Source organism: Halorubrum salinarum, from assembly GCF_013267195.1.
In the GTDB taxonomy this organism is placed as follows: domain Archaea; phylum Halobacteriota; class Halobacteria; order Halobacteriales; family Haloferacaceae; genus Halorubrum; species Halorubrum salinarum.
Genome location: NZ_CP053941.1, coordinates 1,856,241 through 1,875,249 on the forward strand (window position 1 = coordinate 1,856,241; position 19,009 = coordinate 1,875,249).

Genomic DNA, 19,009 nt, shown 5'->3' on the forward strand with positions numbered 1-19,009 from the left:
GAGGCGCGACGGGCGACCGCCGCGAGAGCGGGGACCGGCGGCGTGCGACCGCCCGTCGGTTACAGCAGCGAGACGCCGTACGCCACCATGGAGCTCACCATGAGAAACGCGAAGAACAGCGCCATGAGCTGTTGTCTGTCCATGTCGGCGTGTCGACCGCAGAGCCGTATAACTCCTGCGGGCGACGGGCGCCCGGGTGCGAGCCATATTACCACCCCCACGTCGATCATTCGTCAATATATATCGTATAAGGTGTATCAGGCCCCTCAATGAAGTAGTAACCTTCATAATCCCTCACCCGACTACTGGGTGTATGGCCACGAACGGGCTGTCGAGTGCGCTGACGCTGTACGGTGCGCGAACCCTGACGCTGTCGCAGGCGGCCGCACAGGCAGGGCTCAGCGAGGCCGAATTCATCGATCAACTCGAACGCCGCGGCATCGAGGTAACCGAGTCCGAGCGCGCCGCGGCGCTCGGCCGCGAACAGCCCGCTCGCGCCGACTGAACGGCGCTCCGTCGCCGCCAGCGAGGGCGGCGCTCCGCGTCGGCGTTCCGACTCGTCCTACGAACGATCAGTTCTCCTTTCCCACCGAGCCGCGAGGCTCCCTCACTCCCGGTTCGAGACCGACTCCGCCGGCCGTCCCGCGTTCTCGTCCGGCACGAGGTGGACCTCCCCGTCGTGTTCGAAGGCGAGGACCGACTCGGCGTCGTCGTCGACGAACGCCGGGTTCGGCACGGTCTTGGCCTCGTAGGTGACGGGGTCGAGCACCTGGATCGCGTTCTCGTCCTCGACGGTCACGACCGTCGTCTCCGCCGCGTCGTCGCGGGTGCCGAGCCGGGTCGCGTCGGGGGCGTCGCCGTCCGCGAACGCCGAGGTGTACTCCGCGCCCGTGGCGAGCCGAACGCCCTGGAGGCGCCCGGAGACGCCCGTGACGAGGACCGGGCCGTCCCCGTCCTCGGGGTCGACTATCTCGCCTTCCGCGTACCTCGGGAGGCGGACCGCGAACGTGACGCGGTACACCTCGTTGCCGTCGCCGTCCTCGGTGACGAGCGTCGGGTACGACTCGAAGCTCCCCCCGAGCGACTCGGTGATCCGCGTCGCGACGTTCTGCGCGAGGCGGTTCGAGGAGAGCTTGATGTCCGGCCCGTCGTCGGTCTCCGTCACCTCCGTGATGAACGCCTCGCGGTCGCCGTCGGCCTCCTGGTCGGCGACGTACCGCTCGGCGATGTCCAGCGCCTCCGCGCGCTCGGCGGGCGTGAGGTCGCGCTCGTCGGCGCGGACCTGGACGATCCCGGCGTAGTACCCGCCGGCGATGCGCCCGCAGCGGTCGCAGGTCCCCCGCGAGATCTTCACGGGCACCGTCACCTCCGCGGAGCGCAGGGTGCCGCGCACCACGCCGGAGAAGCGGCAGTGCATCCGGACCGTGTTCTCGTCGACCTGCTCGGGCTCGACGCCCCACTCCACGTCCGCGGCGTCGACGTGGACCCCGAGCGCCTCGGCGACCTCGTCGACGGCCACGTCGGTGTAGTCGCGCGCCCCCACGTCGCGCCACGACTCGCCGCGCCTGACGGCGCCGCAGTCGGAACAGACCAGCACCTCGATCCGGTCGGGGGCGTCGACCAGGTCGAAGTCCTCGAAGTAGCAGTCGTCGCACAGCAGGGCGTCTCGCCCGCGCGGCTCGCCCGGAAGGGGGTCGCGCCGCTCGGGGACCGGGTCGCCGCAGCGCGGACAGAACTCCCGCGACTCGCTCATTGGCGCCCGCTACGCCGAGGACCCGTTTAAACGGCGCGGACCGCCCCGGTCGGCGCCGACGGCCGCTCCGAGCGGGTCCCGACCTCCGAAATGGTTTTTCGCACGGACCGAGAACGGGCGTGTATGAGCGGTAACCCCGACGACGAACGGCTCGAGGAACTGCGCGAACAGAAGATGGAGGAGCTCCGCGAGCGGCAGGGCGGCGAGGGCGACGCCGCCGAGGCCCAACAGCAGGCGCAGGAGCGCGCCGAGGCCCAGCAGGAGGCCGTCCTGAAGCAGTACCTCACGGACGGCGCCCGCCAGCGGCTCAACGCGGTCGAGATGTCCAAGCCGCAGTTCGGCGAGAAGGTGAAACAGCAGGTCGCCGCGCTGGCGCAGAGCGGCCGGATCCAGGGACAGATCGACGAAGAGCAGATGCGCGAGCTCCTCAAGGAGCTCCAGCCCGACCAGAAGAGCTTCGACATCCGCCACCGGTAAATGGAACTCGCGCTGCTGTACAGCGGGGGGAAAGACTCCTCGCTGGCCGCCCACCTGCTCGACCGGTTCTACGAGGTCCGCTGCGTCACGGGGAGCTTCGGGCTCACGGACGACTGGGAGCACGCCGAGCGGGCGGCCGCCGAGCTGGGGTTCCCGTTCGAGCGCGTCGACCTCGACCGCGAGGTCGCCGAGAGCGCGGCCGAGACCATGGTCGCCGACGGGTACCCGCGAAACGGGATCCAGCGCGTCCACGAGCACGCCCTGGATACCATTGCCGCGCTCGACGTCGACGCCATCGCGGACGGCACCCGCCGCGACGACCGCGTCCCCACGGTGTCGCGGGCGCAGGCGCAGAGCCTCGAAGACCGCAACGGGATCGACTACATCTCCCCGCTGTCCGGGTTCGGTCGCCACGCCGTCGACCAGCTCGTCGACGCCACCTTCGACGTCCAGCAGGGCCCGAGCGAGGAGGTCCCGAAGGCGGACTACGAGGACGAGCTCCGCACGCTCATCGCGGACCGGTACGGCGAGGGCACCGTCGGCGACGTGTTCCCCGACCACGACCAGACGTACGTCCACGGCCGCAGCGACTGACCGACCCCTCGTTCTCCGTCGGCCGTCGGCGACCCCCCGCCGTCCCCGTCCGCCGTCGTCGCCCGCCCGCCGGAACGCCTTTCGACCCCCCGGGCGTAGCGTGAGGCATGTCATCCGACCGCGTCGTCGACCTGCTCCGGACGGCGTACGCCGACGAGATCGAGACCGTAATGAACTACCAGACGAACGCGATCGTCCTCGACGGCGTCCGCGCCGAGGAGATCAAGGAGAGCCTCAAACAGGACGTTCAAGAGGAGCTCGGCCACGCCGAACAGCTCGGCCAGCGGCTCAAACAGCTCGACGCGCGGCCGCCCGGCTCGGCGGAGTTCACGGCCGGCCAAGAGTCGCTACAGCCGCCCGAGGACTCGACCGACGTGCTGGCCGTCATCAACGGCGTGCTCGACGCCGAGGAAGACGCCATCGCGACGTACCGGGAGCTGATCGACGCCGCCGAGGCGGCCGACGACCCGGTCACCGAGGACCTCGCGGTGACGCTGCTCTCGGACGAGGAGGCTCACCGGACGGAGTTCCGCGGGTTCCAGAAGGAGTACCAGCGCGAGTAGACGGGCCGAGGCGACGCCGGCGAGCGCCGCCCCCGAAAGGATGCTTTCAAGCGGGCGCTCGCCGAACCGACGCGTATGTACGACGGCCTCAAGGGATTCCGCGACTTCTACCCCGGCGAGCAGTCCGCCCGCCGCGAGGTGACCGACGCGGTCGAGGACGCGGCGGCCAGGCACGGCTTCCGGGAGATCGCCACCCCCGCCTTGGAGCGGACGGAGATGTACGTCGACAAGTCCGGCGAGGAGATCGTCGAGGAGCTGTACGCCTTCGACGACAAAGGGGGCCGCGGCGTCTCGATGACCCCCGAGCTCACCCCGACCGTCGCCCGGATGGTCGTCGCGAAGGGCCAGGAGCTGTCGAAGCCGATCAAGTGGGTCTCCACCCGTCCGTTCTGGCGCTACGAGCAGGTCCAGCAGGGTCGGTTCCGCGAGTTCTACCAGACGAACATCGACGTGTTCGGCTCCTCGGCGCCCGAGGCCGACGCCGAGGTGCTGGCGGTCGCCGCCGACGCGCTGACGGACCTCGGGCTCACGGGCGACGACTTCGAGTTCCGGGTCTCGCACCGCGACATCCTCGGCGGCCTCGTCCGCTCGCTCGCCGCGGACCCCGACGCGGTCGACACCGCGGCCGCGATCCGCGCGGTCGACAAGCGCGCGAAGGTCGACGACGGCGAGTACCTCGGGCTCCTCTCTGACGCGGGCCTCGCCCGCGACACCGCGCGCGACTTCGACGACCTCATTGCGGACGTGGAGACGGTCGACGACCTCGACGCGGTCGCCGAGGCCGGCGGCGAGGCGGTCGAGGCCGCGGTCGAGAACCTCCGGAACGTCCTCGCCGCGGCCGACGACTTCGGCGCGGGCGAGTTCTGCGAGGTGTCTCTGACCACCGCCCGCGGGCTCGACTACTACACCGGCGTCGTCTTCGAGTGCTTCGACTCCACCGGCGAGGTGTCCCGGTCCGTCTTCGGCGGCGGCCGCTACGACGACCTCATCGAGAGCTTCGGCGGCCAGCCCACCCCCGCGGTCGGGGTCGCGCCCGGCCACGCGACGCTCAAGCTGCTCTGCCAGCGCGCCGGCGTCTGGCCCGACGAGGAGCTGACGACCGACTACTACGTCCTCTCGGTCGGCGACACGCGGAGCGAGGCGGCCGCGCTCGCGAGCGACCTCCGCGCGCTCGGCGACGACGTGGTCGTCGAGCAGGACGTCTCCGGCCGCTCGTTCGGCGCCCAACTGGGCTACGCCGACTCGATCAACGCCGAGACGGTCGTCGTCGTCGGCGAGCGCGACCTGGAGAACGGCGAGTACACGGTGAAGGACATGGCGAGCGGCGACGAGACGACGGTCCCGGTCGAGGAGTTCCCGCCCGAGGAGGGGCTGCCGACCTACGAGGACTACGAGTAACGCCGCGGCGCGCCCGCGGCCCGTCCCGCCGGCCGGGCGACGCGATCCCTGAACGCTTTTGCGTCGCGCGTCGGGACGGTGTGGACGATGATCCCGCTCGCGACGGCGATGCCCCCGACCGAGGTCGCCCTCCGCGTGGCCGCGGGGGTCCTCCTCATCCTGATCAACGCGTACTTCGTGGCTATCGAGTTCGGGCTGACGCGCCTCCGGCAGTACCCCGAGTCGGAGATGGACACCCCGGGGCTGCGGCGCGCCTGGGAGATGACCGACGACCTGGAGTTCTACCTCACGACCTGTCAGGTGTGGATCTCCGGCACGTCCATCGCGCTCGGCATCGTCGCCGAGCCGGGGCTCGCGGCGCTTTTCGCCCCGATATTCGAGAACACGGCGTTCGCGTCCGCCGGCGCCGGGTCGCTCCTGGGCTTTTTCATCATCAACATGGTCCACCTGACCCACGGCGAGCAGACGCCGACGTACCTCGGCGTCGAGCGCTCGAAGCAGGTCGCCCGGTACGGCTCGCGGCCGCTCTACTGGTTCGCGTGGCTCATCTCGCCGCTGATCAAGGTCGGCGACTGGGTCGCGAAGGCGACGCTCGGGCTGTTCGGCGTCGAGATGACCGCCTCGTGGACCGAGGCCGAAGAGGAGGTGCTGGAGACGCGCGCCGAGCTCCGCAACCGCCTCGGGTCGATGATGGAGGAGGTCGAACTCCCCGAGGAGCGCCGCGAGGAGGTGCTCAGCGCGCTCGACGTCGACCGGGTGACCGTCGCGGACGTGATGACCGCGCCCGAGGAGATCGTCTCGCTGACGACGGGGGCGTCCGTGGACGAGAACCTCGACCGGATCCGGGACACGCCGCACACCCGCTTCCCGCTCGTCGGCGACGACCTGACCGACTTCGAGGGGATCGTGTACGCCCCCTCGATCGTGAGCCGCTACGACGAGCTGCGGAACGGCGACCTGACGTTCGCCGAGGTCGCCGCCCCGCCGATGACGGTCGCGGCGGACGCGAGCGTCAGCGACGCGTTCGACCGGTTCCAGGCGGAGTCCCAGGAGCTCGCCTTAGTCATCGAGGACGGCGAGGTCGTCGGGCTGATCACCGCGACGGACGCCATGGAGGCGGTGATGGGCCAGCTCGAGGACCCGCTGGACGCCGGGAACCTGTAGGCGACGCCGGCGCTCCCCGGCGATCCGGCGGCTGATTAGAAATAAGGGGCCGGGACCTCGGATCCCCGCTCCGCGCCGCCGTTCACCTCTTGTACGCCTCGCGCAGGAACACCAGCGCGCCGCCGAGCATCGCGAGGTTCCCGAAGAAGGCGAGCCGCTCGCCGCTCTTGTCGTCCTCGTCGGCGTTCCAGAAGTCGTGCATCGTGCCGGTCACGACGGTCAGGAACGCGACCGCCGCGCCGGTCGCGACCCGGGGGAGCCGCCAGAGCGCGATCCCGAGGCCGGCGACCACCATCATGCCGGAGGCGAACGGCGCGGCGAGGTCCGGCATCGGGACGCCCGCCGACTCGGCGTACTCGATCGTGTCGTCCATGTCGCGGAAGTCCTCCGAGGCCTGCGCGGCGAGGCCGACGCCGAGCAGGACGCGGCCGAGCCGCGACGGCGCGCCGCGGCCGGTCGCCCCGTCGCTCGTCTCCGTGTCGTCGTCGCTCATACCGCACGCAACGGGAGCGCGCCTCATAAATCGCGGTGGCGCCCGGGGCGGCGCCCCGCGCCGCCGTCTCGCCCGGCCCTCACACTCCGTCGATCCGCGTCAGCAGCCGGCTCGTCGCCGCCGCGTCGAAGGCCATCGGGCGGCGCCACCACGGCCCCTTCCCGGAGTCGCTCGACAGGTCGGTGACGATCCGGTTCGCCTCGCTCCCGGCGTCGGGCGCGCTCAGCGGCACGACGCGGTCGAAGAGCCCGGAGGCGTCCGGGTCGCCCGCGACGACGACGCGGGCGTCGAACGGGTCGCGCTTCAGGTGCGCGTTGGTCGGCGCGGCCCTCGCGGCGGCCGCGCGGTCGACGGTCTCGGTCCCCTCGTCACCGTCCCCGCCCGACAGCACCCGCTCGATCCGCATCCCCGCGAAGAGGTACGCGCCCCAGTCGGGCGCGAGGTCGTCGTCGACGGCGACGCCGCGCTCCCGGAGCCACGCGCCGTCGCGGTCGTCCGCGCCGCCGTCGCGGACGCCGGTCGAATCGCCGGGACGCCCGTCGCCCGGCCCCGCCCAGTCGCGCGGCCGCAGCGTCAGCGTCGCGTAGAAGAGGAGCCAGTCGCCGGGGTCGAGGGCGGCGATCCGGCCCGCCTTCACGGCGTACGGGTCGCCGTAGGTCGCCCGCTCGCGGCCGTGGACGCCCGGGAACTCGGGGTCGGCGTGGACCGGCGTCGCGCGCAGGTCGGCGGGGACCGCGAAGGGGAGGTCGAGGTCGGCGTACGTCGGGAGCGGCTCGTCGACCGGGAACCGGTCGCGCGGCAGCGTCGCCGCCGGCTCGGGGATCGGGACGTACGCGAAGGAGCCGTCCGGGTAGACGGGCCCGCGGAACCCGGGCTCGTTCGTGTTGGCGGCGACGTTGACGGCGACCGCGCGGGGGTCGGGCATGCGGGAAAATCGGGGGACTCAGTCCGCCGTCGCGGCGGGCCCCTTGTGTTCGACCTCGGTCCCGAGGAGGTCGAGGAACTGCGCGATCCACTCGGGGTGGTCGGGCCACGCCTGCCCGGTGACGAGGTTGCCGTCGGTCGTCACGCCGTCGACCCACGAGCAGCCGGCGGCCTCGACCTCGGGCCTGACCGCCGGGTACGCCGTCATCTCGTAGCCGTCGAGCACGCCCGCGGCGGCGAGGATCTGCGGGCCGTGACAGATCGACGCGACGGGCTTGTCCGCCTCGAAGAAGTGCCGCACCGCGTCGAGCACCTCGTCGTAGCCGCGGAGGTACTCGGGGGCGCGCCCGCCGGGCACGACCAGGGCGTCGTAGTCGGCCGGGTCGACCTCGTCGAGGCCGTGGGTAAGCTCGAAGTCGTGGCCGCGCTCCTCCAAGTACGTCTGGTCGCCGCGGAAGTCGTGGATCGCGGTCTTGACCGTCTCGCCCGCCTCCCGGTCCGGGCAGACGGCGTGGACCTCGTGGCCGACCGCCTGAAGCGCCTGGAACGGGACCATGATCTCGTAGTCCTCCCCGAAGTCGCCGACGATCATCAGTATCCGCTGTCCTGTCATGCGTGTAACACCGGTCGCCGGTACGTGCTACTGTCAAATAACGATGCTGGCGAGAGGTAACACACCACGTGACCGTCGGTTCACGGTCTCCGCAGGGTCGACCGCACGGCGGCGTCAGCGCGGTCGGTTCGGCGGCTGGAGGTCCCGCTGGAACTCGTCGAACTGTTCGAGGTCCTCGGGGAGCTCGTACTCGATCTCGCGCCCGTCCTGGTTGTCGGGGAGCCGCCCGTCTTCGAGGTCGTCGGCGACATCCTCCCACCCGGGCTTCACGCGGACGGAGCGCGCGGGCGACCCCACGACGACGTGGTGGTCGGGCACGTCGCCTTGAACCACGGAGCGCGCGCCGACGACGCTGTTCTCGCCGATCCGGCAGCCGGCGCGCACCATCGCGTCGTAGGTGACCCGGGCGTCGTCCCCGACGATGGTGTGGAAGTTCCGGACCTCCGTCTGGTCGACGATATCGTGGTCGTGGCTGTAGAGGTGGACGCCGTCGGAGATGGAGGCGCGGTCGCCGATCGTCAGCTTCCCGCGGTCGTCGAGGTGGACGTCGTCGTGGATCACGACGTTGTCGCCGACCTCGATGTTGTGGCCGTAGGTGACGGAGATGCCCTTGAAGAAGCGGCAGTTGTCCCCGCACTCGGCGAACAGGTGGTTCCCGAGCATCTGCCGGAAGCGGAGCGCGAACTCGACGTTGTCGGCCATCGGGGTGGCGTCGAACTGCCGCCAGAGCCACTGGAGGTGCTTCGAGCGCTGGAAGCGGTCCTCGTCCTTCTCGGCGTAGTACTCCGACTCCAGCGTCGCGTTACACGGGTCGTACCCCTGGAGGCGGACGCGCTCGGCGCGCGACACCGACTCGCCGTCCTGCCACGCCTCCCACGCCTCCCGGTCGCCGTGGAGGTCGATCAGCACGTCGCGGACGACCTCGCAGGTGTCCTCGTCCGAGGAGAGCCGCTCGTCCACCTCGTCGATGAACCCTCGGACCCCGGCCTCGGCGCCGTCGGGCAGGGACACGTGTCGCTTTGTCATCGGCCCACCTTCGTCGCCGCCCCTCAAAGGGATTCGGTTGTGCGAGCGCGGCGCCCGATCCGGTCAGTACAGCTCGGCGTGGACGAACAGGCCGGCGAGGACGCCGACGAACGCGACCGTGAAGACCGGGGCGATCGCTGCCCTGCCGAACGAGAGCAACAGGGCGGTGACCGAGACGATGGCGATGACCGCGAGCAGGGCGACGACGGCGTCGAGGCGCCGGCGGAGGGCGTCGTCCATGAGTCTCGGATCGGCGACGCGAGAGTAATATCCACCGGTGCGGGCCGCGACCCGGGACCGCGGTCCCCCGCGCCCGCACGGCGTCGGTTCCGGCGGGCCGAGAGCGACCGCGCCCGATAAGTGTCCCGACCGCCAACCGGCCGGTATGGAACACCGCGAACTCGGTAACTCGGGCGTCGAGGTCTCGGAGATCGGCTTCGGCGCGTGGGTCGTCGGCACCGACTGGTGGGGCGACCGCTCGGACGACCAGGCGGTCGCGATGGTCGAGGAGGCGCTCGACGCGGGCGTCACCTACGTCGACACGGGCGACGTGTACGGCCACGGCGACAGCGAGGCGATCATCGGCGAGGCGATCGACGGCCGCCGCGACGAGGTGACGCTGTCGACGAAGATCGGCTACGACTTCTACGACAACCCGCAGGCCGGCCACGGCGAGCTCCCCAAGGAGCTGAACCGCGAGTACCTCACCGAGGCGTTCGAGGCCTCGCTGGACCGCCTCGACACGGACTACGTCGACGTGCTCCAGCTGCACAACGCCAACGTCGACGAGGTGACGCCCGAGGTGCGCGACCTCCTCCGCGAGTGGAAGGAAGACGGGCGCGTCCGCGCGCTCGGCTGGGCGCTCGGCCCCTCGATCGGCTGGCTCGCCGAGGGCGACGCGGCCGTCGAGTACGAGGAGTTCGACGCGGTCCAGACCGTCTTCAACCTCTTCGAGCAGGAGCCCGGCCGCCACTTCGTCGAGACGATCCGCGAGTCCGGCTCGGACACCTCCGTCATGGCGCGCGTCCCGCACTCCTCCGGCCTGCTCAACGAGCAGGTGACGCCCGACACCGTCCTCGAGGACGGCGACCACCGCTCGCACCGTCCGAAGGAGTGGTACGAGACCGGCTGGGAGAAGGTGGAGGCGATCCGCTTCCTCGAGGACCCTGAGGGCGTCGAGGGGACCCGGACGATGGCGCAGGCCGCGATCCGCTGGCTGCTCGCCCACGACGAGGTCGCGTCGGTCACGCCAACCTTCCGCGACGGCGACGACATCGCCGAGTGGAGCGCCGCCGCCGACGTGCCGCCGATCTCCGACGCCGAGTACGAGCGCTTGGAGGAACTGTACGCCCGCAACTTCGACGTCGACCGCGACGACGGGATGGACGTGCTCCGCACCTCCGTCGACGGCGAGGACATCCAGGCCGCCGGCCTCGACAAGCGCGCCGCCTCGTACTGAGCGGGAGCGCCCCGTCCGCCGGAATCGACGCCGACCGACCCGCCCTTTTCGCCTCGAAACCGCCCGAAAGCAAGCGGTTGCCACGGCGCTGAATCACTTTCACCGCGCTCCGTCGCTCGGCGCCGCCCCGTGGGATGTCGACGACCGTTCGGGGGCGGCGCAGTCGCGCCGCTGGCGAGGGTGGAAGGTGGCTCGGTCGAAACCCGTCATCACAAGGGGCTCAGTGGGGGTAACCGACTCGTCATCGCCACCACGTCGACGGTTGCGCGGTCGCGGTGATAAATGCCTCGCGACGGTCCGGAACCCGTTTGAACCCCGGCGCCCTCGGCTCTGGCATGCGGGAAGTGACGTTCCGGATCCGCCACGCCGGGGAGCCGGAGTGCGAGGTGAGCGCGCGCCACCCGGAGGTGCGGTACCGGTCCGTCTCCTCGATGACGGGCAGCGGCCCCGAACGCAAGCGGATCGCCGAACTGACCGGACCGCCGGCGGAGATCGAGGCGTTCGTCGAGGAGTTCCGCGAGTTCGACCTAGTCGTCTCCGCGGAGCCGCTGGCGCCGATCGAGGGCACCCACGCCTACGTCGCCCTGACGATCGACGCGGGGCCGGCCGACTGGGAGGGCATCGGCGAGCGGTTCTCGCGGATGGGCATCCACTACCGGACCGGGACGACCATCGTCGGCGGCGTCGAGCGCTGGACGGCGTACCTAGAGGACGACGACGACCTCTCGGCGGTGATGCGCGAGCTGGAGCGCGGCGGCAACGAGGTCGAGCTCGCGCGGAACGTGGAGCTGGCGTCGATCGAGCGCTCGCCGCAGCTCCCGGCCTCGGGGCTCCTCGACGGCCTCACCGACCGGCAGCGGGAGGTGCTCGCGACCGCCATCGCCGCGGGCTACTACGACCACGGCGGGGGCGTGGGCGTCGAGGAGGTCGCCGCCGAGCTCGGTCTCGGCTCGACGACGGTGTGGGAGCACCTCTCGCGCGCCGAGTCGTCGGTGATGAACGCGCTGTTCGAGCGGTTCGCCGAGGGCGAGCCGATCGGCGCCGTGCGCGAGACGGACCGGTCGGAATCGCCGTGAGCGGGCTCAGACCAACGCTTTTGTAGCTTCGGGACGGAGCGCAGCGTATGGACGACGGAACCGTCTCCGTGCCGGACGAGCAGTACGAGCGGCTCGCGGCCCTCGCCGCCGCCCGCGGCGTGAGCCCCGAGACGCAGCTAGCCCGGCTCATCGACGACGCGTACGCCGGCCTCGACGGCGACGAGGCCCCCGAGACGCTCCCCCTCGGCGTCTGCGACGACTCCGCCGAGGAGTGAGCCGGGCGGCGGGCCGACGGGTCGCCGAGGCGCCCACCGTCGCCGGTGGAACCTAATAGGAGGCAGCACAACTCGCGCCGATGGCCGACGCCGACGAGTCGACCGGCGTTTCCGCGTGGGCAGTGTTCAAGCCGTTCCGCCGGCCGCTCCCGCTGAATCTCCTCGTTCCCTGCGTTGGGCTCGTCTGCTGGTACGTCGGTTTCGAGGCGACGGTGGCGGTCCTCGGACTCTCGCCCGAACTCGCGGCGCACTCGGTCGCGGGACAGGTCGCGAGGACGAAGGCGACCCTCGGAGCGAACCTCGGGCTCGGCGCCTTCGTCGGTCTCGCGACGCTCCGTGCGTACGGGTGGCACATCTGGAACGTCCTCGTCGGTGCGGCGTTCGCGGTCAACGGGGGCGCCGTCGCCTTCTGGATCCGGGGAGCGACTCCGCCGGCCGAGTTCTACCGGACGCCCGGCTACGTCATGTCGGACCCGGAACTCCTCCGCGTGCTCGCGTTGGCACTCGCGTTCGTGGTCCCGGCCGCGGGGATCTTTTTCCTCGGGATGGAGGCGCTCTACCGGTCGCCGGACGAGCAGCGACGATGGTGGTCGCGGCTCCCGAAGTAGTGCGTGCGGAGCCCGACCGTCGGAGTCGAAGCGACGCGCGCGGCGCCGTCACTCGTCGTAGGGCCACCGCCCGCCCGTCTTCAGCTCCTCGACGTACCCCTCGTCGATGGCGTCGCGGATCGACTCCCGCGACCGGTGTTCGGCCCCGACCTCGCCGGTCGCGAACCGGTAGACGGCCGCGGTCACGAGCGTCGCCACCTCCCGGAGGTCGCGGGAGTCGAGCTTGTCGAGGGTGTCGGCGTGGGTGTGGCCCCAGCCGCGCCCGGACTGGTCGCTCGTCGTGGAGGCCATCACCGCCGGGATCCCCTCCTGGACGAACGCCCACTGGTCGCCGTGCGGCGAGATCGTCTCGCCGGTCGTCAGGGGCGCGTCGAACGCGTCGGCGACCGCCTCGAACGTCGAGCGCATCCCCTCGAACCCGTTCGTCCCCACGCGGAGGTCCCGCGAGCTACAGGTGCCGTCGAGGTTGACGACGCAGGCGATGTCCTCCTTCGGGGTCGTCTCCGCGGCGTGGTACGCCCCCCACAGCCCGATCTCCTCGGACCCGAACGTGACGAGCCGCACCCGGGTGTCGAGGTCGCCCTCGACGGTCGCGAGCAGGCGCCCGACCTCCGCGACGAGCGCCGAGCCGGCGCCGTTGTCGTTGGCGCCGTCGCTCACGTCGTGGGCGTCGACGTGGGCGGTGAGGTACACCGCCTCGTCGGTGTCGGGGCCGACCTCCGCGACCGCGTTCACCGAGGTCGTCGGCTCGTTCCGGCAATCGATGTCGAGCGAGACGGTCGGGCGGTCGCCGCCCCCGTCCGCGGCGAGCCGCGAGAGCCGGTCGCCGACCTCCTTCGAGACGCCGACCGCGGGGATCGGGCCGGGCCGGTTGTGGTAGCCGATCTCGCCGGTCGGCGGGAGCGCGCCCTCGATGTGGTTTCGGAAGACGAACCCGACCGCGCCGCGTTCCGCCGCCGCGACGTACTTCTCCATCCGGTGGATCCACCGGTCGTGGGAGTCCGGCGTCCGCGAGGAGGCCATCGCGACCGCGCCCTCCAGGTCCCCCTCCGCGGCCGCGAACTCCTCGTCGGTGCCGTCGCCCACGTCGACGAGCGGGGCCGACGCCTCGCCGCTCGGCGTGCCGGGCAGCGCGATCACCTCGTGCGAGCCCTCGTGGTGGCGGTCCACGGCGCCTGTCACCGACAGCGACGACTCGCCGCGCCACCAGCCGGGGATCTCGAACTCGTCGAGGCCGGCGTTCCGCAGGCCGGCCGCCTCGAACGCCTCGACGACGCGCTCGGCGCCGCGGCGCTCGCCCGCCGATCCCGCCATGCGGTTCCCGATGTCGGTCAGGTCGGTCAGGAGGTTCCACCCGAAGTCGCTCGTCCGCGCGTCGCCCACGACGCGGTCCGGTAGGTCGGTCATACGGTCCGGTTGGGCCCCGGGCGAAAAGGGGTTGCGGGAGGCGAAGCCGCGGTCGGAGCGGACGGCTCGGCGCGTCCGACCTCAGGCCGGGTCGGCCGCGGTCACCTCGACCTCGACGGCGTCGGGGTCGACGCCGATCCGGGCGAACTGCGTCCGGACGTGCTCGCGGGCCGCTTCGACCGCCTGGTCGCGGGTGTCGAACCCGCGGGGCATCGGCTCCTCGAAGGCGACGCGGATCTCCTCGCCGTCGACGACGAGCGGCGAGCCGCCGCTCTCGACCTCGTAGAACGAGTCGCAGACCCAGACGTACGGCGCGTCCTCGTCCGGCGCGCCCTTGTACGCGGGCGGCTCCTCGCCGCGCTCGAACACCGTGCCGGTGAGGTCCGTCCCGCCGCCGCTGCCGCGAACGAGTATCATGCCACAGATACGGGGTCGAGCGTGATAAGCGCCCCGTGACGGACGCAGAGCGCCCGCCGACGGGGGGAGGCCGCCCGCGGCGCGAGGGCAAACGCTTTCGGCCCGGCGACCGGTGGATACGCCATGACGCTGGAGGATTTCACCGACTTCACCGGGGACGGTGACGACGACGGCGGCGCCCCGAGCGAGGCCGACCGCGCCGAGGGCGGGGGCGACGGCGAGTCCGCGGTCGACGGCGAGGCCGCGGCCGACAGCGGGGGCGTCGCCGACGGGGGAAGCGCGAGCGAGGCCCCCGGGGCCGACGCCGACGAGGACGCGTTCGCCGCCTACGACGCGACGCCGGCGGGCAGCGACGCCGGCCTGGGCGTCGTCTCGGTCTCGCAGGGGCTCCGCGTGGCCGAGGAGGAGGAGGAGACGTCGCTGAAGGCGTTCGTCACGACGGGGAACCGCGAGTCGGTGCGGCTCGGGAAGTACCTCCTGATCCCGTATCCGGACGGTGAGCGGCTGTTCTGTCGGATCACGGGCCTGGAGTACGCCCAGGAGTTCCAGTCGGACGACGCGACCGAGATCCACGCCCGCCGGCAGATGCGCCGCGACGAGTTCGCCGAGCGCGACTACAAGTTCGTCGCCGACTTGGAGCCGATGTCCGTCGTCTACGGCGAGGGCGACTCGATGAAGCGGCGGATGACCGACCGGGTCCCGAAGCCCGGCGCCGTCGTCGAGGAGGCGGCCGACGACGCCGAGATCAAGACGGGGCTGAAGATCCCCGACGACGGCGTCTTCCTCGGGCACCTCTCCGTCGGCGGCGAGAAGGTGCGCACCGCCGCCGAGCCCCCGACGGTCGACTACCGCGTGAAGGACGACTACGCCGACGGCGATCCGCTCGCGTTCCGGCACACGCTCGTCGCCGGCGGGACCGGGTCCGGGAAGACCCACGCCTCGAAGAACGTCCTCCGGCAGTACCTCGACGACGACCGGACGTACCCGATGGGCGACGGTCGGGAGTCGCGCATGGCGGTCGTCCAGTTCGACCCGCAGGACGAGTACGCCCAGATGCACGACGACAACCCCGACCTCGACGACGGCTTCGCCCGCCGGCTGGAGCGGGAGGGGATCGCCCACGGCGGCCACGACGACACCGTCGCCCTCGTTCCGCGGGCGGCGAACGCGACGTACCCCGGCGAGGGGCACCGCGCCGAGCGCGTCGAGTTCACCATCCCCTTCTCGCTGGCGCGGGACATGCCGTGGCTGGTGGCCGGATCGGGTCTCAACGACAACCAGTACTCGGCACTGAGGACACTGATAACCCGATTCTTCAGGGATTATGGAGAATCTGGAACGTACAACCAGTTCCTTTCGTTCCTCGACGACCCGGCGCTCAAAGAGGAGTATGACGAGAATGGCCGGATCCACGAGAAAACGTTTGAGGCGGTGATGCGTCGTGTCCGTGTTGTCCCCGGCGGCGTGTTCGACCAGGACGCGAAGCCGATCACGGAGCTCGATCACACGCTCGTCCGGCCGGGCGGCCTCTCGGTCGTCCCCACCTACCACCTGCCGACCTCCCGGCAGAAGGAGATCGTCGTCCTCGCGGTCGCGGGGCTGCTCATCGACGACAAGCTCTCGAACGACCCGGACAGCGACCGGATCAAGGAGACGCCGCTTCTGGTCGGGATGGACGAGGCCCACAACTTCCTCGCCGACGCCGACAACGTCCAGGCGCAGAAGGTGGTCCAGAAGTTCACCGAGGCGGCCAAGCAGGGCCGCAAGGAGCGGCTCGGCCTGTTCCTGATCACCCAGGACCCGCAGGACGTGGCCGAGTCGGTGTTCAAGCAGGTGAACACGAAGATCGTGTTGAACCTCGGCGACGAGGACGCCATCTCCAGCGTCAACATCCCGACGAACCTCGCCGGGAAGGTGCCGTACATGGAGAAGGGACAGATGGTCGTCTACTCGCCCGACAACTCCGAGCCCGTCGAGCTGATCGGCCTCTCGGAGTGCGTGACGCGGCACGACTGACGGCCGGCCGCCCCGGGCCCGTCGGGTCGCCGACGGGGGTCCCGACCCGACTCAGACCCGCACCACCAGCGTGTCCGCCCACCGGTCGCCGAGCCGCTGGTTGTCCGGCGAGTCGGCGATGAACACGACGCCCGCGAGGATCAGCAACAGGGAGGGGCCGCCGAGGATCTTGGTGACGTTCCGTACGACCGCGGCGACGGCGACGCTCGCGACGATGTCGATGAGCCACGCGCCGCCGCGGGCGGTGACCGACGCCAGTTGCGACCGCGCGTACGGGGTGCTCATACAAGCGCCTGAGCCGGCGCCAGCAAGTGCTTTGTGACCGGTCGCCTCCGCCCCCGAAACGTGCCGCCCGCGGCGCGTTGTCGCCGGCCCGGAGTCGCCGTCGCCCTTTTTATTCGGTGCGGGCGAATCCCCGCGCATGAGCAAACGCATCCTCGTCGCGGTCGACGGGTCGGAGGAGGCCGCCGAAGCGCTCTCGTTCGCCGTCGCCGAGTGGCCCGACGCCGACCTGACGGCGCTGTACGTGGTCAACCCGGCGGACTCGACCACCGGCGCGGAGGGCGGGTTCCCGGGCGCCGCGGACCAGTGGTACGAGAGCGCCACCGCGCGCGGCGAGCGCATCCTCCGCGAGGCGGCGAAGTCCGTCGACCGCGATATCGACACCCGCATGGAGGTCGGTCGCCCGACGGCGACCATCCTCGGCGTCGCCGCGGGGGAGACGGAGCCGACCACGGACCGCGACCAGCCCGCCGACCCGGAGCCGTTCGACCACGTCGTCGTCGGGAGCCGCGGCCGGACCGGGCTCTCGCGGGTCCTCCTCGGCAGCGTCGCGGAAGGGGTCGTCCGCCGCGCCGAGATGCCCGTGACGGTCGTCCGCTGAGGCTCACTCCTCGGCCGCCGCCGCCGCCTCCGCTTCGACCACTTCGCCGACCATCGACCAGCCCTCCTCGTCGGGCCCAGACTGACCGAGCAGGATCCGCTCGTAGTCCTCGGAGCTGATCAGGCGGAACTCGGCGTCCGCGTCGGCGTCGGTCCGAGTGCCCTCGCCGCGGAACTCGCGCTGGAAGAACTCGGTCGACGAGAACTCGTAGACGCCGGTCTCGCCCGAGTCGAGTTCGAGCCGCACCGGGCGCGGCTGGACGTTGTGGATCCGCTTCGCGATCGGGTGTAGATCCGGCATACCGGCAGGTCGGTGCGGTCAGAATAAAAGCCGTCGGCTCCGTCGGTCGCGCAGCGTGGCCGCCGCCCGGCTACTGCGGACCGCCGCCGTACTACTTTAATACCTCACGGCGCGTCGTGGCCGTGAGAATCACCATGTTAGAAGCATCGCTCAGCTATCTTCGCGACGGCGACGACGCCGTCACTACCGCCGTCATCGGCGGAGTCCTGCTGCTCGCGAGTCCGCTCATCATCCCCTCGATCCTCGTCTTCGGCTACGTGACCCGCGTCATTCGGCGCACCGCCGGCGGCGACGACGAGCCCCCGGCGTTCGAGGCGTGGGGCGACCTGTTCGTCGACGGCCTGAAGGCGTTCGTCGTCGCGTTCGTCTACTCGCTGCTGCCGCTCGGGGTCCTCGCGGTCGCCGGGGCCCTGACCGTCGGCGCGTTCGTCGTGGTGCCCGGGACCGGCGACCCCGGCGCCGGGACGTTCCTCGGCACCTTCGTCGTCGGCGTCGTCGTCCTCGTCGCGGGGCTCGTCGCCCTGGGCCTGTCGCTCGTTGGCCTCTACGTGACGCCCGCGGCGCTGGCGGCGGTCGCGGACTCCGGGAAGGTCGGCGACGGCTTCGCCCTCGGGACGCTCTGGGGCGTCGTCACGAAGCGGGCGTACGCGACGGGGTGGATCACCGCGGCGGTCGTGGTGCTCGCCGGCGCGCTCGCGATCGGCGTGCTCTCCGTGGTCCCGATCCTCGGGACGATCGCGGGGGTGTTCGTCCAGTTCTACGCGCTCGTGGCGGCGGCCGCCATCGTCGGGTGGACGTGGACCGACGTGCGCCCGGTCGGGACGGAACCGCCGGAGACGGAGCCCGCGGAACGGCCCGCGGTGTAACGGGGTCGAATCGAAATCGCCGCGGAAGGGCGGGAGCTCGCGAAAAGGGGCGGCGTTACTCGTTGAGGACGTCGTCGTACTCGCCGGCGTCGACGCGCTCGTCGAACGTCCGGGCGTCCTCGCCCTCGATGGTGACGCCGAGGGAGGCGCAGGTGCCGCCGACCTCCTTGGCGGCGGCCTTCGTGTCGTACGCGAGCAGGTCGCTCGACTTCTGCTCGGCGACCTTCTTCACCTGTTCGATCGACATGTCGGCGACGAAGTTCTCCTGCGGCTCGCCGGAGCCGGTGTCGAAGCCGGCCTCGTCCTTGATGAGCTCCGCGGTGGGCGGCACGCCGACCTCGATGGTGAAGGAGCCGTCGTCGTCGTACTCGACGGTGACGGGCACCTCCATGCCGTCGAAGGCAGCGGTCTCGTCGTTGATCTCCGCGACGACGTCCTGGACGTCCACCGGCGTCGGTCCGAGCTCGGGACCGAGCGGCGGGCCGGGGTTGGCCTGCCCGCCGGGGACGAGCGCTTCGATAGTTCCAGCCATGTCCGTACGAACCCGTCGCCGACTTTTAACGGTTGTTCTTTCGGGTAGGGGGAGTCAGCGGTTCGCACACCGTACGTCTGGGTTCCCCGGCGGTGAGCCGCTCGCTCGGCGGTGCGCGCCTGTCCGGTCTGACTTCATACGTCACCACTCAACATCGCGCGGTCCCCCGTCGACGATCGTATCGTCTATTTACAAGACACTGGC

General features: G+C 71.2%; 25 protein-coding genes. 13 read left to right on the forward strand and 12 right to left on the reverse strand.

The features are described 5' to 3' along the window. Nucleotides 1-59 precede the first annotated feature (59 nt). Nucleotides 60-230 carry a hypothetical protein gene (locus HPS36_RS09410; RefSeq protein ID WP_173228006.1) on the reverse strand — a complete coding sequence of 57 codons (171 nt, stop codon included), beginning with the start codon at nucleotides 228-230 and terminating at the stop codon, nucleotides 60-62. 83 nt (nucleotides 231-313) lie between these two features. On the opposite strand from HPS36_RS09410, the gene HPS36_RS09415 reads away from it, so the two are divergent. Continuing rightward, nucleotides 314-505 carry a UPF0175 family protein gene (locus HPS36_RS09415; protein ID WP_121562855.1) on the forward strand — a complete coding sequence of 64 codons (192 nt, stop codon included), beginning with the start codon at nucleotides 314-316 and terminating at the stop codon, nucleotides 503-505. A 102-nt stretch (nucleotides 506-607) separates the two neighbouring features. On the opposite strand, the gene HPS36_RS09420 is transcribed toward HPS36_RS09415, so the two are convergent. Then, nucleotides 608-1,753, reverse strand: coding sequence for a 60S ribosomal export protein NMD3 (locus HPS36_RS09420; RefSeq protein WP_173229947.1), 1,146 nt, complete (start codon nucleotides 1,751-1,753; stop codon nucleotides 608-610). A gap of 123 nt (nucleotides 1,754-1,876) precedes the next feature. Here HPS36_RS09420 and HPS36_RS09425 point away from each other — a divergent pair, with 123 nt between their 5' ends. The 5 genes from HPS36_RS09425 to HPS36_RS09445 all read left to right on the forward strand — a co-directional run bounded on the left by HPS36_RS09425 (nucleotide 1,877) and on the right by HPS36_RS09445 (nucleotide 5,949). Further along, entirely contained in the window at nucleotides 1,877-2,230 is a 354-nt protein-coding gene (locus HPS36_RS09425; protein ID WP_053770715.1) for a DNA-binding protein, read from the forward strand. Then, complete coding sequence (locus tag HPS36_RS09430) at nucleotides 2,231-2,824, forward strand: DUF7411 family protein (protein ID WP_173229948.1); 594 nt, start codon at nucleotides 2,231-2,233, stop codon at nucleotides 2,822-2,824. Between the two features lie 107 nt (nucleotides 2,825-2,931). Continuing rightward, nucleotides 2,932-3,387: a DUF892 family protein gene (locus HPS36_RS09435; RefSeq protein WP_121562852.1), complete on the forward strand. Its 456-nt coding sequence runs from the start codon at nucleotides 2,932-2,934 to the stop codon at nucleotides 3,385-3,387. A gap of 75 nt (nucleotides 3,388-3,462) precedes the next feature. Continuing rightward, a complete protein-coding gene (hisS, locus tag HPS36_RS09440; RefSeq protein WP_137716613.1) occupies nucleotides 3,463-4,785 on the forward strand; it encodes a histidine--tRNA ligase in 1,323 nt (440 codons plus the stop codon). 87 nt (nucleotides 4,786-4,872) lie between these two features. Further along, entirely contained in the window at nucleotides 4,873-5,949 is a 1,077-nt protein-coding gene (locus HPS36_RS09445) for a CNNM domain-containing protein (protein WP_173229949.1), read from the forward strand. An 82-nt stretch (nucleotides 5,950-6,031) separates the two neighbouring features. Here the strand turns inward: HPS36_RS09445 and HPS36_RS09450 are convergent, their stop codons facing one another. From HPS36_RS09450 to HPS36_RS09470, 5 genes are all read right to left on the reverse strand, one after another. Further along, a complete protein-coding gene (locus HPS36_RS09450; protein WP_173229950.1) occupies nucleotides 6,032-6,442 on the reverse strand; it encodes a DoxX family protein in 411 nt (136 codons plus the stop codon). 79 nt (nucleotides 6,443-6,521) lie between these two features. Continuing rightward, entirely contained in the window at nucleotides 6,522-7,367 is an 846-nt protein-coding gene (locus HPS36_RS09455) for an Nmad3 family putative nucleotide modification protein (protein ID WP_173229951.1), read from the reverse strand. Between the two features lie 18 nt (nucleotides 7,368-7,385). Next, on the reverse strand, nucleotides 7,386-7,979 hold the full coding sequence (locus HPS36_RS09460; protein ID WP_173229952.1) for a DJ-1/PfpI family protein: 594 nt from the start codon (nucleotides 7,977-7,979) through the stop codon (nucleotides 7,386-7,388). Between the two features lie 114 nt (nucleotides 7,980-8,093). Continuing rightward, entirely contained in the window at nucleotides 8,094-9,005 is a 912-nt protein-coding gene (locus HPS36_RS09465; RefSeq protein ID WP_173229953.1) for an acyltransferase, read from the reverse strand. 63 nt (nucleotides 9,006-9,068) lie between these two features. Further along, nucleotides 9,069-9,245, reverse strand: a complete 177-nt coding sequence (locus tag HPS36_RS09470; RefSeq protein WP_173229954.1) for a hypothetical protein — start codon at nucleotides 9,243-9,245, stop codon at nucleotides 9,069-9,071. A 145-nt stretch (nucleotides 9,246-9,390) separates the two neighbouring features. Between HPS36_RS09470 and HPS36_RS09475 the strand changes: the two genes are divergently transcribed. The 4 genes from HPS36_RS09475 (at nucleotide 9,391) to HPS36_RS09490 (ending at nucleotide 12,384) form a co-directional block, all read left to right on the forward strand. Beyond that, nucleotides 9,391-10,464: an aldo/keto reductase gene (locus HPS36_RS09475; protein WP_173229955.1), complete on the forward strand. Its 1,074-nt coding sequence runs from the start codon at nucleotides 9,391-9,393 to the stop codon at nucleotides 10,462-10,464. A gap of 335 nt (nucleotides 10,465-10,799) precedes the next feature. Next, nucleotides 10,800-11,540 (forward strand): helix-turn-helix domain-containing protein, encoded by a 741-nt coding sequence (locus HPS36_RS09480; protein ID WP_173229956.1) that lies wholly within the window; start codon nucleotides 10,800-10,802, stop codon nucleotides 11,538-11,540. 47 nt (nucleotides 11,541-11,587) lie between these two features. Next, nucleotides 11,588-11,776, forward strand: coding sequence for a hypothetical protein (locus HPS36_RS09485; protein ID WP_121562843.1), 189 nt, complete (start codon nucleotides 11,588-11,590; stop codon nucleotides 11,774-11,776). Nucleotides 11,777-11,856: 80 nt separating this feature from the next. Continuing rightward, a complete protein-coding gene (locus HPS36_RS09490) occupies nucleotides 11,857-12,384 on the forward strand; it encodes a hypothetical protein (protein WP_173229957.1) in 528 nt (175 codons plus the stop codon). A gap of 48 nt (nucleotides 12,385-12,432) precedes the next feature. On the opposite strand, the gene HPS36_RS09495 is transcribed toward HPS36_RS09490, so the two are convergent. Beyond that, on the reverse strand, nucleotides 12,433-13,791 hold the full coding sequence (locus HPS36_RS09495) for a M28 family peptidase (RefSeq protein ID WP_173229958.1): 1,359 nt from the start codon (nucleotides 13,789-13,791) through the stop codon (nucleotides 12,433-12,435). Between the two features lie 81 nt (nucleotides 13,792-13,872). Continuing rightward, the gene (locus HPS36_RS09500) at nucleotides 13,873-14,208 is read right to left on the reverse strand and encodes a DUF7113 family protein (RefSeq protein WP_053770739.1); all 336 of its coding nucleotides are present in this window, start codon (nucleotides 14,206-14,208) and stop codon (nucleotides 13,873-13,875) included. 123 nt (nucleotides 14,209-14,331) lie between these two features. Here HPS36_RS09500 and HPS36_RS09505 point away from each other — a divergent pair, with 123 nt between their 5' ends. Then, nucleotides 14,332-16,224 carry an ATP-binding protein gene (locus HPS36_RS09505; RefSeq protein WP_173229959.1) on the forward strand — a complete coding sequence of 631 codons (1,893 nt, stop codon included), beginning with the start codon at nucleotides 14,332-14,334 and terminating at the stop codon, nucleotides 16,222-16,224. A 51-nt stretch (nucleotides 16,225-16,275) separates the two neighbouring features. Here HPS36_RS09505 and HPS36_RS09510 read toward each other — a convergent pair whose 3' ends face one another. After that, the gene (locus HPS36_RS09510; protein WP_173229960.1) at nucleotides 16,276-16,509 is read right to left on the reverse strand and encodes an RDD family protein; all 234 of its coding nucleotides are present in this window, start codon (nucleotides 16,507-16,509) and stop codon (nucleotides 16,276-16,278) included. Between the two features lie 136 nt (nucleotides 16,510-16,645). On the opposite strand from HPS36_RS09510, the gene HPS36_RS09515 reads away from it, so the two are divergent. Continuing rightward, nucleotides 16,646-17,107 (forward strand): universal stress protein, encoded by a 462-nt coding sequence (locus tag HPS36_RS09515; protein ID WP_121562837.1) that lies wholly within the window; start codon nucleotides 16,646-16,648, stop codon nucleotides 17,105-17,107. Nucleotides 17,108-17,110: 3 nt separating this feature from the next. On the opposite strand, the gene HPS36_RS09520 is transcribed toward HPS36_RS09515, so the two are convergent. After that, complete coding sequence (locus HPS36_RS09520; protein ID WP_173229961.1) at nucleotides 17,111-17,407, reverse strand: transcriptional regulator; 297 nt, start codon at nucleotides 17,405-17,407, stop codon at nucleotides 17,111-17,113. A gap of 134 nt (nucleotides 17,408-17,541) precedes the next feature. Between HPS36_RS09520 and HPS36_RS09525 the strand changes: the two genes are divergently transcribed. Next, entirely contained in the window at nucleotides 17,542-18,273 is a 732-nt protein-coding gene (locus tag HPS36_RS09525) for a DUF4013 domain-containing protein (RefSeq protein ID WP_173229962.1), read from the forward strand. A 55-nt stretch (nucleotides 18,274-18,328) separates the two neighbouring features. Here HPS36_RS09525 and HPS36_RS09530 read toward each other — a convergent pair whose 3' ends face one another. Continuing rightward, a complete protein-coding gene (locus HPS36_RS09530; protein WP_173229963.1) occupies nucleotides 18,329-18,805 on the reverse strand; it encodes a 50S ribosomal protein L11 in 477 nt (158 codons plus the stop codon). Between the last annotated feature and the right edge of the window lie 204 nt (nucleotides 18,806-19,009).